The sequence below is a fragment of the Lacihabitans sp. CS3-21 genome (genome assembly GCF_024343675.1).
Taxonomy (GTDB): domain Bacteria; phylum Bacteroidota; class Bacteroidia; order Cytophagales; family Spirosomataceae; genus Leadbetterella.
In genome coordinates this window covers 23,576-37,237 of sequence record NZ_RJUD01000025.1, presented here as the reverse complement: position 1 = coordinate 37,237, position 13,662 = coordinate 23,576, and the positions used below count along the sequence as shown (strand labels likewise).

The window sequence follows — 13,662 nt, the reverse complement described above, 5'->3', positions numbered from 1 at the left end:
ATTGCTGCTGTCGGTACAGCTTCGCAACTTACTGTGATGTTTGCTGGTGCAGTGCTTAATTCTGGTGCTGTTTTGTCTTCTACCGTGATGACTTGGATACAGGTACTTTTATTACCAGAAATGTCTATTGCGGTCCAGGTTCTGGTTAAGGTGTAGCTGTTTGCACATGTTCCGTTGGTTCTGACTTCTACATAAGTTACTACTGGAGCCGAGTCACAATTGTCTGTCGCTGTTAAGATTGCTGCTGTCGGTACAGCTTCGCAACTTACTGTGATGTTTGCTGGTGCAGTGCTTAATTCTGGTGCTGTTTTGTCTTCTACCGTGATGACTTGGATACAGGTACTTTTATTACCAGAAATGCTGTTAAGATTGCTGCTGTCGGTACAGCTTCGCAACTTACTGTGATGTTTGCTGGTGCAGTGCTTAATTCTGGTGCTGTTTTGTCTTCTACCGTGATGACTTGGATACAGGTACTTTTATTACCAGAAATGTCTATTGCGGTCCAAGTTCTCGTTAAGGTATAAGTGTTTGCACAGGTTCCGTCTGTTCTGACCTCTACCATCGATATCGAAGGATTATTGTCGCAATCGTCACTAACTGTTGGGTTTGTAAGAGGAATACTTAAACAACTCACTGTTGAATTAGCTGGGCAGACAATTATTGGTGGTGTTACGTCGGCACCATTTGGAATAATTATATTATACGACTTCACACAAGATTTGCTATCAACAATATTAACGGTATAATTTCCTGAAGTTAACGAACCTGAAAGCACACCTGGGATTGAGCTTATTGATTGATTACTTCCTCCATTAATATTGAATTGATAAGTACTTGTTCCGCCTACTAAAGTTTCTAACCTAATTGATCCATTATTTCCACCCGGACATGAAGGTTTAATGGATGAAAAGGTTGCCACCAAATCAGCTGGTTGTGCTACAACCACATTATTAATTGAATTTACACAGCCATTGGCATCTGTAACAGAAAATGAAAATGTCCCTGCTGATAATCCAGAGAAGGTATTTGATGCTTGTTTAACCCCTCCATTTAAAGCAAATTGGTAAGAAGGAACTCCACCCGAAGCTGTTAAACTTACACTTCCTGAGACATTGTTGTAACAACTTAGATTTGATGAAGCCGCGGTCAAGCTTAAAGAGGCAGGTACTGTAATTGTGGCTTCTGATGAGGTAGCAGAACTACAAGAGCCATTTTTCACTACAGCTCTAAATTGAGTTGTGCTTGTCAAATTAGTATAGGACTGAGTCATACTAGTATTAACAATATCTATCCACGATGCACCATTATTTATTGAATATTGCCAATTAACTACACTTCCTGTGTGGCCCGATAAGGTTACAGACCCACTATTTAAACCATTACAAAGTACTGTTGTATTTGATGAGACAACACCACCAACGGAAGAAATAATATTAATCGTTCTTTGTGCAGTATCTTTGCACCCTTTACTATCTGTAACTGTCAAAAAATAAGTACCATTATCGGAAACAGATGTGCTTGCAATCATAAATGAATTGGTATTTCCTCCGATACTTGAAGTTTCTTTCTCCCATTTATAAGTATAATTAGGTGTACCTCCAGAAGCAGTAGCACTTAATGTAATGCTTGTTCCAACACAAACAGATGCTGAAGGACTAGTTGAAATAGTACTTAAAACAGGGTTAGGATCGACTACATAATCCAATACATTTGAGATGGCTGAACATGAAACGCCATTTAAGGTTGACGTAACTATTCTTCTGAAAAGAGTAGTTGTGGTAAATGGATTTGGATTGAATTGACTACCGTCTGGGTTTAATTGTCCAATCGCGGCAGACCAATTAACTCCTCCGTCTATACTTTGTTGCCATACATAACTTAAAGTACCAGCTCCTACAACCGCAGTTGAAACGCCAGTAATGTTTGGATCTAATGGGGAGCACCCGGTAGGATTTGTGAGTCCTTTTTGAATAGTTCCTGCTGAAATAGTATTAACAGTTATCTGCAGAGGAGTTGAAGTACTTGAACACAAGCCTTCGGTGCATGAAGCTGTATAAGTAGTTGTTGAAAGCGGACTTACAGTTATTGAGTTACCTGTACCAACCGATGCGGAACTACTATTTCTCCATGTAACTGTACCTGTGCAACTGGACGAATTGGTCAATATTGAGCTCGAACCCGAACAAATAATGTTAGAACTAGCACTAATTATTGGAATGGGTATCGATGAATTGATTATTACTTCCGCAGGTGTTCTTGATGTTTCACAAGTTACCAAAGGGCTTGACCCTACAATAACAAAAGACCTTGATGCGTAAAATGTAGTTGAACTACTAATTGTTGGTGTTGTAAATGTGGAGCCAGTACCCAAAGCTGAAGTACTCGTTGCATTGGCATACCAACTAAATGTACCTAAAGTCGATGAACTGCTAGCTGTAAAAGTAACTGTTCCACCACCGCAAAGAGTCACAGGATTTGGTGTTATAGTAGGAGCAGCATTCAAATTATAAGACTGTACGTTTTTTTTATTTGAAGTTTTTGTACAGTATTCGGAAGTAACAATTATACTATATTCTCCAACAACTCCTGCTAAATAGGTAGAATTTGTGGCTCCACTGATTGGCAAACCATTCAAATTCCATTGATAATTATAGGTTCCTATGCCACCTAGTGGCACCGCTGTCAATAAGGTAGTATTGTTCAAGGCACCTGTTCCACAAAAATACTCATTTCCAGAAATAGTTACACTCAAGGGCGGTGTAACCTTAACAGAGGCTGTCGTGCTATTTTCACACCCAAATTGGGAGGTTACAATACCAGTAAATATAGACGTCTGGGAACTGGTTGTGATATTATTTAAAACCCCATTAATAGTATTGTTGGTACCACTAATTAGCCCAGTAATATTCGAAGTATTATTTCTATTCCACGCAAATGATGTTGTACCAGGGACAGATTTAGCATCGCTAATGAGCATACTGATATTATCACCACTGCAAATATTTAAAGATGGGGGAGTAATAGTAGCTTGAGGTGTTGGGTGAACTGTAATTGCAAAATTTTTGGCTGACCCAAAGCAAGTGAGTCCAGCGTTTGTAAAACTAGGTGTAACCGTAAAAGTAGAAACAATAGGAGTTGCACCGGTATTGGCTGCGGCAAAAGAAGAAATATTTCCAGAACCAGTACTTGCACCTAAACCAATAGAAGTATTTGTCTGCGACCAAGAATATACGTTTGAAGAATTATTTCCAGAAAAATTAATAGCATTTATAGCATTGGTATTACATTTCGCTTGATCACTAATTGAATTTATAGTAGGAGTTTGATTAACAGTAATTCTAAATGATTTGTTAGGACCATTACAAGTTATTCCACCATTTGAATAACTTGGCGTAACAGTAAAGGTAGAAGTAATAGGATTTGACCCTGAATTGGTCGCCGAAAATGCACCAATATTGCCCAAACCAAAACTACCTAAACCAATATTTGCATTTGAGTGCGACCAAGTAAATATATTTGAAGGATTGTTGCCAGAAAAATTAATAGCTTCCGTGAAGGTATTATTACAATTTAATTGATCGCCTACAAAATCGACAGTTGGCGTATGATTTACTGTAAAATTAAAGTTTTTCTCAGTTCCAATACAGGTAGTGCCACCATTAACATATTTTGGTGTAACCGTAAAAATTGACAAATTAGGACTAGTCCCAGTATTTGTGGCTGAAAAAAAAGGAATATTTCCATTACCAGAACCAGGTAGTCCGATGGTAGTATTGGTATGCGACCAATCATAAATATTTGAAGCATTATTGCCCGTAAAATTTATAGCATCATTAGAGGTATTATTACACTTTACTTGACTAGTTACATTATCAACTGTGGGTGTATGATTAACTGTAATTGTAAATATTTTCGGTGTTCCAATGCAAGTTAACCCACCACTCGTGAAATTAGGAGTAACCATAACCGTTGCATTTATAGGATCGCTACCGTTATTGATAGCAGTAAAAGAAGTACTCGCAGAGCTATTTGATCCGTTTGATATAAGTGTTCCTGTAACAGGTAATCCAATATTTGTTGAATTATAACTCCAATTGTATGATGTAGAAGCTCCTGTAATAGCAAGCGTAGTGTTTTGCCCATTACAAACAATCTGGTTATCGATATTATCTATAAATGGTGTTGGATTTACTGTTATTGTAAAACTTATAGGTGTTCCATTACAAACTACACCATTGTTTGTAAAAGAAGGTGTAACGGTTATTGTACTGACAATTGGACTATTGCCATCATTTTCTACTGAAAAGGAAGGTATGTCTCCACTGCCAGTACTTGTTAAACCAATTCCCGCATTTGAATTTGTCCAATTATAAACTGTTCCAGCTACTGCACCTGTAAATGTAACCGAACTTGTATTTGAGCCTTTACATAAAAGCTGGTTGGATAGGGCATTTACTGTTGGCACGGGATTTACCGTTACAAGAGAGCTAGTGGGTGAACTTTTACAATTTAATGACGTGATTTCACACGTTGAATAGTAAGTTGTCGTAGAGGTGGGACTAACTGAGGTAGAAGGCAATACTGCTGTTAGTCCACTATTACTATACCAAATGGGAGATCCACTTACACAAGTAGCCGACAAAACAGTATTACTTCCTAAACATATAGTCGGAGAAGTAACTGTTGGGGCAGATGGTTTTTCTACAATAGTTACTATTAGGCTTTGTAAGCAATCTCTAGCATCCTTTACATTAATAGTATGTGGTCCTGTCGCTAAACCATTAAAAGTAGCTGCAGCTCCAAATGCTCCACCATCAATATTATACAAATAAGGGGATAACCCTCCACTTGCTGAAACGGTTATCGTTCCAGTGCTACCTATAATACAATTATTTTGACTTGTTAAACTTAAGGCAAGATCCATCACTGTGTTCACAGTTACACTATTTGTGAGGGTACAGTTGTTATCTTTAACACCTATGGTATAAGTACCTGGTGCAAGGTTAGAAAAAACACCATTTGAGCCAAAAGTCCCTCCGTTTATATTATAGGTCACAGCTCCTCCTCCTGTCGTACTTGCTCCGTAGGCTGTTACTACCCCATTATTTATTAGAGTACAAGCATAAGAAACCTCCGTTACAAGCGACAAGTTATTATTTTCAGTTATTGTAATACTCTGAGAATTTGTACAACTTTTATTGTCCTTAACCGAAATGACATAGGTTCCCTGCCCAATTCCAGAAAAAACATTTCCAGATTGAAAAGACCCATTCCCTATGGCATAAGTATATGAAGGAGTCCCCCCTGAAGTAATAGCCGTAATCGTAGTTTTTGATCCAGGACAAATAGTCGTATTCGTACTCAAACTTAAACTAGGACTAGGATTTACCACAACTCCTATGGCTGTTCGGATACTCTCACAACCATTTAAAATTTGAGAAACATAATAAGTTGTACTTCCTACCGATGTCGTTGAGGGGGTTGGAGCTGAACCAGAGGCCGTTCCATTTGTTGCAACAGTGTACCATTGCAAGGTGGCTCCACCTGTCGCAGTGGCCGTAAGTGGCGAAGCGGTTGCTCCTTGACAATATTCAACAGAATTGGCAACTGGAGCATCTGGTGTTGGTTTCACCAATACAGCAATAGTGGTGCGGTTACTTTCACATCCATTTGATGACTGTGAAACATAATAATTAGTGGTGCCAGCCGAAAGTGTTGATGGTGTAGGAGCAGTTGTGGATCCTGTACCTCCAGTGGCAGCGGTGTACCACAACAAATTGGTACCCGAAGCCGAAAGCGGAGATGCCGTGGCTCTTTGACAATAGGTAACGCCAGCTGCAACAGGAGCACTTGGCTTTGCATTAACTGTTACCGCTATAGGTGTACGACTGGTTTCACAGGTGGTCCCCCATCTCTGTGAAACATAATAAGTGATAGAACCAGCCGTTGCGGTTGATGGTGTAGGAGCAGTTGTTGTAAAAGTTCCACCAGTGGCCACAGTATACCACCTAAGGGCAGACCCACTTGTAGCGGTGGCTGTAAGTGGAGACGCCGTTGCTCCTTGGCAATACGTATAGCTAGGAGCTGCTGGTGGTAATATAATTGTAGCAGTAACTCCAGGATTAGCCGCTAAACCATAACAATTACTACCACTACTAAAACATACAGGAAAGTAAGTTCCGTTACCAATTGCTGTAGAATTTGAAACCAAAGTACTGTTAGAAAAATTAGTAGAAACAGTATGCCATTGTAAAACAGATCCTGGTGTACAAGTATTAGTTACTAAGCCTGATAAACTAAGTGTAGTGGTGCTAGCATTGCAAGCATTATTAATATTGTTTGTTGATAAAATAGGCGTGTTTATTCCAATAGGTATAAATAAACCTGTCATGTTTGTTGGCCCTCTTCCAGCTTGGGTTATTGAAACTGTATTATTAGAGCTTGTATTCCACGTAACGGCATTAAAAGCTTGATATCCGCCCCTGATTCTCATAGGGAATAATGGCCCGCCTGAAACTCTACTACCATAAAGCGTTGTATTTCCATTTCCATCTATAATTATTCTTATCAATGGATTGGCAGTGGTGCCATTCATTTGCCAAATAGCGTTGGCAGTCTCTGGTATACTTACTGTACCCGCAGAATTATAAATAGCTCCATCAGAAACAAACTCAGGTAGTGTAACAGTGGTACCTTGGCTTGTATAGTATTCAAATTCTAATTCTCTAGTGTTTATCTTAGTCCCATTTACAGATATATTAAAGGAGTTATCTAATGACAATACATCTAACATAAACCCTGTTGTAGTTGGCCCTAATGTATAAGAAACGGACGTTGGACAACCATTACAGTTAGCGGAAAAAGGGGTACTTCCCGTGGAACATTGGGCATTCAATTTATTTGGAGATAATAAACCTAAGATCATCACAATACCAAAAATAAGATATTGGCTTAGTAAAAACTTGCTCTGTTTGCGTATTAATTTTCCAATTTTATTTAATACGCACGGTGGACTTGCCATCATTAATTTAAAATTTTAAATGCACTCTCCGAGTGTTTATAGATGTATAAAATAATTTTTAGTTTTATTAATGGATATGAATCACAGTTTCCCTTTTTAGATTAATTTTTTATAATTAAAATGGCTGAGACTTTTTTAATATTTATTTGGTAATCCAATAAAGCATAAATCTGTAACTCTAATTTTTAAAATTATTCTGTTACTAATTGTCTTGTTAATTAGCTGAGACGAACAATAACAAGCTGTCTTAAGACATAATTTTTGGTGGGCTATAAATAATAATCCCATCCAATATTTTTGGTTTTTCATGAAGCTTTAAACATAGGATATTTAACACCATCAAATTATCCAGAAGATCATCAATTTGTTGTTTTTCAATATTTTACAAATAATTCATGTGAAATATTATTAGTAAAAAACTTAAATAATGATATTAATTGAGATAATAATGTTGGCGATATTTTCTTTAGCTATTATATAAGACTCACTTTTATGGAAAATGATACATTTTATTAACCCATTTTCTGGTTTACAAAAACATACCCTGCTTTAGCTGATTGATTGGTCTGCTATTTGTCACATTTAAGAATTGAAAAACAGCCCTGGTATTTACCTTTTCAAAAACTCTTGGATGTAGGTCATCCAATGATTTTAGATAGTTTCTTTTAAAAATCATTCGACCACAGAGCTGCGAAAAAAGGGTTTCAATTTTTTTTCGTATAAATCTGTAAGATCTATTCGAAACATCTACTCTATCTTTCATACTGCCTCCAATAGGTGTTATTAGTTTGATTATGTCTTCCTCAAATTGAGATGTCAGATACCCCAGCGAGCGACAATCATTACCTGCAATTATCTCATAATCAGAAAGTTTATCTATTGTATCTAACATACCAAGATAATTTACATCATGAACATTGGCTGATTTGATCTAGCAGAAAATGGTTCACATTTTTGTGAAATCATCAACTGCATTTTAAATCCATAATAATGGATATTTAAGGACGGATTAAAACTCGTTGAAGGTTGTATTTGGCTAACTTCTTTGCAAATTTTACTTCTAAGAAACCTAGGATGTATCCAATTTTGTAGTTGATTTGGGTCTGAAATTACTTTTTTATTTTCCTCATCAATCTGATGAGCTACCCATTCAGAAATAGAATTTCTACACCCATTCAACCGCCTTTTCCTACGATTATAATTCGGACAATCTATCCATTCTGGAAAAATCAACAATAAATCATCTTTGAATTCTGAAAACATCCAATTCTCAGAATCCAAACTATTGGCATCAATCAAATTGAACAACTTAACTGCTTCTATATCAGACCATTCTGAATATTTCTTATTGGCTTTAAAAATACATTCGGGAAATAAAAAATCAATCAATACTGACTTGACTAATGGTGAAATTTTGTCGTAATTTGTTTTCAGGTTGTACATATTAAAGATTTGTCTTTATTTTTTTATATTACTGATTTTCAGTTACATGTACTACCTTTTTCTATTTATTTAAACCGTTCAACGGGTTAAATTATTAAGGTAACAGGTCAATCAGTGTAAAAAAGAAAAGCACCTATTTATAAGATGCTATCTAAAATTTATACGAGTGAATCGTTTATAAGTTTAATATTATTGTGACGCCAATTTTTACTTTTTCCTAGAAATAACTTAATAAAAAAGGTTATATAAATTCGTAACTACAGAACAAAACTAATTGCAGTCTAGATAAAAAAAAAGCACATTTAACTGGTATTGAATAAACATCAAATTAAATAAAATGAAATCGGTTTTTAGTCTAACCAATTTAAAATTAAAAACACTCTGCTGAAATGAAGTAATTAACCAATAATCATACTTTCAAAAACCTGTTCTTATAAAACAATCTATTTGTAACCTGCATAAACTAAAATCTTATATAAAGTACCATTAATTATAAGCCATAATATATTTAAACATTAATGATTATTATATTTGTTGAACTTTAACCATTCTACTTACTGGTAGATAAGCTGAAATAGTGAAATTTTAACTTCAGCGTTGGTTCTATTATTTTTTTCAATATCTAATTCCACGGGTATGAACCATCTAAAAAAAAGCATTATTTTTTCTGTAGTTTTTTTTACTTTTTCGACCAATTATGCACAAAGAATTAAACGACCACCCTATGAAAGGTATTTTAAAACAAGCGATATCGGACTTGGTGTAGGAAGTAGTCAATATTTTGGAGATATTCATACATTTAACAATCGTTTTGCCTACACGTCTTCAACAAGATGGAATACCAATATATCATTCACGAGACATTTAAATCCATATTACTCGCTTAGGGTTTTAGCCACTTATGCCAGAATAATGGCCGACGATTTTCTAAGCACCCAAAATAAATTGAATGGGTTATCTAATAAATTCGACCATCAATTTCTTAGAAATTCTCATTTCAGAAACGACCTAAAGGAAATATCTTTTGTATCTTTAATTAATCTAAAAAACGGATTCTACAGCGTCAAAAATGAAAATAGAACTGCTGTGATGCCTTATTTTATGACTGGTTTCGGCCTTTACCATCATGCTCCTCAAGCACGTGGGGTATATGATGCAGTCAATAATAAACTAGCCCCCTGGGAGCCCATAAATACCACCAATGACAGTAAAACTTTAAACTTGAGTATTCCGATAGGTTTTGGTATTAGAAAAAAAATTAGTGCCAAAATGGATGTTTCAGCAGAAATTTGCTACCGATTAACATTTACTGACCATCTCGATGATATCATATCCGAATCATATCCCAACTCTGCTGATCCCTATAGTAACCGCAGCCAAGAGAGATTTTCGGCCTTAAACGGTAAAGACCGAAACGCATTTTTTAATCTAGTGGCATTACGGCAGGGATTTCCTGTTTTTACAGGAACTGGAGACAAATATTTTCCGATAATTGGCTATCCAAATGAATCACCAAAAAGAGGAGAAAATGGAAATGATGCTTTTTTAACAACTTCACCCCAAATTCGATATTATTTCGACAAAAAAATCTCTTGTCCAAAGTGATATTTATAAAATATGAGTCTTAGGTAAATCCTGCGTTCGGGGTATTTAGCTTTTCAAAACCATCTTCTCTGGATCCCATATTATGGGTGTTTTTCTTTCAGTACTCAAATTACAAGCAATTGACGGAGCGGCGGCTCTTAAGCCAAAACTTGCGTCTTCAATAATTTTGGAGCCTGTTCTGATTCCATTAAAAAATACGATCATGTGGTCTAACCTATCATCATAACCTTTCGGAGGTTCATAAGTGGTCTCTTTGTTCATGGTATAGCCTACCTCTGCATTTCCATATTTTGCCTCATACCATTTTTTAAATTCCACTTTTTGTTTTTCCGAAAAACTATCAAATGAGTCATACCCTCCAAATCCAGGTGCGGAATGTCTTTTTAAGGTTTTTACTTTAAATTCATTCCAACCTATGTCTATTACACCTTCAGTGCCTATTAGCTTTATTCCAAAACCACCTTTCCCTGAACCATCAGCCAAGTTTACACGGGTAATTACTTGAAAAGCAGGATGCGTTTGGGCTTTGGGGTAATCCATTACGGCATTTATCAAATCATACGCGTCACGACCATCTTTCCAGAGGTTCAGTTCTGCTAATGAAAATATTCTGTTTGGTCCTTTTGACTCGGTAATGGTGTGAATACCCGTCAACAAATGCACAATTAAATCGCCTGCGGCACCTGTACCATAATCTTTAAAATTACGCCAACGAAAAAAACGTTCAGCACTAAATGGCACTTTTGGTGCATGACCTAAAAATTTATCGAAATCAATAGTGGCTGGTGAGGCATCTAAAGGTATAGAATAGTTCCAAGCACCTCGAGCGTCAGAGCGGTCGCAAAATGCATCAACGTAAGTCAATTCACCAATAGCACCGCTATCCAATACCTTTTTGGCTTCCCAAATGGCTACACTACTCGCCCTTTGACTTCCAACTTGGAAAACTTTTCCAGTGGCTTTTTGGGTATTGACAATAGCCATGCCTTCAGAAATTTTCTGAACCATGGGTTTTTCGCAATAAACGTGCTTTCCAGCATTCATGGCATCAATAGCTATTTTTTGATGCCAATGATCTGGTGTACATATCAATACAGCGTCGATATCTTTTTTGGCTAAAAGTTCACGGTAATCTCTGGTAGTAAATATTTGCTTTCCCCATTTTTCTTTGGCTCTTTCCAAGCGGCCATCATACAAATCACAAACAGCAACCAACTCAACACCCTCTACTTTCAAAGCTGTGTCGGTATCGTAATGACCAATTATTCCACTGCCAATTAGGCCAATCCTGATTTTGTCATTGGCGGTTGTTTTTATCTGGGAATGAAGAACTTTTTTCTCCAAACCTTCGATTGAGGATGCTTCTGAAGCATGGCCAATTGCTAATCCAGCTGCAGTTCCACCTAGTTTTTTTATGAAATTCCTGCGGTTGTTCATATCCTTTATTTTAGGGTAACTTTCTCTAAAATCTCATTACTTAGCTTATTTTTTAAAATCACTTTTTTGTCTCCATTGGGCAAAAGTTCTTCTTTTATAAACCAATGTTCTGCATCATACTCAGTGAAAACCGAAGGCTTAGTAATTCCTGTTTGTCCTCGCCATTCTGGTAGGCTTACGGGTTCCCAAAGTTTGGTTTTTGCTGATTTATAAGCTGCATCAATAATGGCATTTACCACATAACCATCATAAAATGTCTCTTGCGGTTGAATACCTTTTTCATAAGCCTCAAACATGTCAATAAACATACTCGTATAGCCCAACTCGTGTGCCTCGTCACCAACGGGAAACTGCCATCCTGAAGAGCTTTCTGCTTTTTCTACCAAATACCCATCTGTATTTCCACTTGTAAACATCTCAAAACCAGTCCTTAGCCAAGAATTCACCCAAATTGTTCCCTCGGTGCCCATTACTTCGTCTCGCAAATCCATGCCTCCACGAAAAGTCCACGAAACTTCAAATTGACCAATGGCTCCGTTTTCATATTTTACTAGACCTATCGCGTGATCTTCTGCATCAATGGGTTTTACTTGTGTATCTGCCCAACACATTACTTCTACAGGTAAAATGTCTTTTCCTATAAAATTTCGGGAGATTTCGATGCAATGACAGCCCATGTCCACTATGGCCCCGCCACCTGCTTTTTCCATATCCCAAAACCAGTCAGAATGAGGTCCGGGGTGCGTTTCTCGAGATTTTGCCCACAGCACTCTTCCAATGGCCCCTGCTTTTACACTTGCCAGTGATTTTGAGAATTTTGGTGTATAACAAAGATCTTCTAGATACCCAGCAAAAATTCCCGCTTCTTCGCAAGCTTGCGTCATCCGAAGTGCCTCCTCTGCTGTTCTTCCCAATGGCTTTGTACACAATACAGCTTTTTTGTGCTTTACACAAAGGTGGACGGCCTCCTCATGCACATAATTTGGAAGTGCAATGATCACCATTTCGGTCTCAGGATGGGCAATGGCGGCCTCCATGTCTGTAAAATAATGTGGAACATTATAATCTTTGGCAAAACGAACGGCCGTCTCTTCTCTTCGAGCATAAATCACTTTGACCTCATCTTTTCCGCGGCGACCAATGAGCGATTCGGCATAGAAACGGCCAATGAAGCCACCTCCTAGAATACATAATTTTATCATAATTTAAGGCTGTAAAACAAGTTTAAATGTATCTTTTATTTCTTTCAAATCAATGGTATGAGCTTGAACGGCGTTCATAGTATTGGGCGAATCTTTTTCCAAACATTGTTCAATTACAATATGTGGTTTCACTTTTTTCTTTATCAATTCTGCTGAAAATTGTTTGTAATCAATATCTCCATCGCCCGAAAAAACTTCCTGCCAAATTCCATTTTTTGATTGACGAACGTGTAATTCAATAATGCGATTGCCGTACATTTTAAGTATATCAAAAACTGCTAGTTGTGAATTTTGAGAACCTCTAAAAACCCAATGCACATCCATACAAAAATACAAATTCTCGGGTGAGGTGTTTTGTAGCATATGATGAAACTCTCTTGCTCCAGCCTTCAATTCTACATCATGGGTATGATAGGCGAGCTTCAATCCAATTGCTTTTAAGGATTTACCGATCTTTTCCAAAGCATTTGCTTGCAAAACCAATTGCTCATCTGATTTGGGTTTATCGCTTCCCCAGCCTATTGGGTTTGGATTGGTCACGATAATTTTGGTACCATAGTTTTTCACCACTTCTGCTATCTCAAGAATCTTTTTGATAGACGCCTCAATTTGGTCTTTTTCATGCAAAACGCTACCAATGTAAATTGAGGGCATTTTGATATTGTTTTTTTTCAAAACCGCAATTAGTTTGGTAGCTTCCTTAGCACTACCAAGACTTGGTTCATAAGCTTGAAGACCTGTTTTGGCATATTCTGCAAAATCAGCATCTAGGTTTTCTCCCCAATTCTTGTTTTCTCTTCCGTAAAAAGTACCCCAGTTGTAGGAATTGCTACTAATCGGAAATGATTCTTTGGCTACTTCGAACTTTTGAAGCAAGCCTAAAACAGGCACAGCGGCTATGAAATTTCTTCGTTTCATGGTCTATTATTTGAACACAGATTGAACACTGGTTTT

Annotated in this window: 8 protein-coding genes; 1 reads left to right on the top strand and 7 read right to left on the bottom strand. The window is 37.1% G+C overall.

The window, feature by feature from the left end; all coding sequences use genetic code 11:
- From EGI24_RS13545 to EGI24_RS13530, 4 genes are all read right to left on the bottom strand, one after another.
- Window positions 1-395: hypothetical protein (locus EGI24_RS13545; protein ID WP_255048973.1), on the bottom strand; the 395-nt coding region annotated here is incomplete at its 3' end.
- The gene (locus EGI24_RS13540; RefSeq protein ID WP_255048972.1) at window positions 317-7,024 is read right to left on the bottom strand and encodes an immunoglobulin domain-containing protein; all 6,708 of its coding nucleotides are present in this window, start codon (window positions 7,022-7,024) and stop codon (window positions 317-319) included. The genes EGI24_RS13540 and EGI24_RS13545, both read right to left, overlap by 79 nt.
- Before the next feature lie 526 nt (window positions 7,025-7,550).
- Window positions 7,551-7,913: a hypothetical protein gene (locus EGI24_RS13535; protein ID WP_255048971.1), complete on the bottom strand. Its 363-nt coding sequence runs from the start codon at window positions 7,911-7,913 to the stop codon at window positions 7,551-7,553.
- A gap of 11 nt (window positions 7,914-7,924) precedes the next feature.
- Entirely contained in the window at window positions 7,925-8,464 is a 540-nt protein-coding gene (locus EGI24_RS13530; RefSeq protein WP_255048970.1) for a hypothetical protein, read from the bottom strand.
- Window positions 8,465-9,100: 636 nt separating this feature from the next.
- Here EGI24_RS13530 and EGI24_RS13525 point away from each other — a divergent pair.
- Window positions 9,101-10,069, top strand: coding sequence for a DUF6089 family protein (locus EGI24_RS13525; protein WP_255048969.1), 969 nt, complete (start codon window positions 9,101-9,103; stop codon window positions 10,067-10,069).
- Window positions 10,070-10,114: 45 nt separating this feature from the next.
- Here EGI24_RS13525 and EGI24_RS13520 read toward each other — a convergent pair whose 3' ends face one another.
- From EGI24_RS13520 to EGI24_RS13510, 3 genes are read right to left on the bottom strand one after another with little or no spacing between them, the layout of a single operon-like run.
- On the bottom strand, window positions 10,115-11,506 hold the full coding sequence (locus EGI24_RS13520; protein ID WP_255048968.1) for a Gfo/Idh/MocA family protein: 1,392 nt from the start codon (window positions 11,504-11,506) through the stop codon (window positions 10,115-10,117).
- Between the two features lie 5 nt (window positions 11,507-11,511).
- On the bottom strand, window positions 11,512-12,708 hold the full coding sequence (locus EGI24_RS13515; protein WP_255048967.1) for a Gfo/Idh/MocA family protein: 1,197 nt from the start codon (window positions 12,706-12,708) through the stop codon (window positions 11,512-11,514).
- 3 nt (window positions 12,709-12,711) lie between these two features.
- Window positions 12,712-13,626: a sugar phosphate isomerase/epimerase gene (locus EGI24_RS13510; RefSeq protein ID WP_255048965.1), complete on the bottom strand. Its 915-nt coding sequence runs from the start codon at window positions 13,624-13,626 to the stop codon at window positions 12,712-12,714.
- Window positions 13,627-13,662: the final 36 nt, after the last annotated feature.

Bases quoted from the DNA above. Each gene is read 5' to 3' on its own strand.
- EGI24_RS13530 (WP_255048970.1), bottom strand. From the start codon at position 8,464: ATGTACAACCTGAAAACAAATTACGACAAAATTTCACCATTAGTCAAG.
- EGI24_RS13515 (WP_255048967.1), bottom strand. From the start codon at position 12,708: ATGATAAAATTATGTATTCTAGGAGGTGGCTTCATTGGCCGTTTCTAT.
- EGI24_RS13525 (WP_255048969.1), top strand. From the start codon at position 9,101: ATGAACCATCTAAAAAAAAGCATTATTTTTTCTGTAGTTTTTTTTACT.
- EGI24_RS13540 (WP_255048972.1), bottom strand. From the start codon at position 7,024: ATGATGGCAAGTCCACCGTGCGTATTAAATAAAATTGGAAAATTAATA.
- EGI24_RS13520 (WP_255048968.1), bottom strand. From the start codon at position 11,506: ATGAACAACCGCAGGAATTTCATAAAAAAACTAGGTGGAACTGCAGCT.
- EGI24_RS13510 (WP_255048965.1), bottom strand. From the start codon at position 13,626: ATGAAACGAAGAAATTTCATAGCCGCTGTGCCTGTTTTAGGCTTGCTT.
- EGI24_RS13535 (WP_255048971.1), bottom strand. From the start codon at position 7,913: ATGTTAGATACAATAGATAAACTTTCTGATTATGAGATAATTGCAGGT.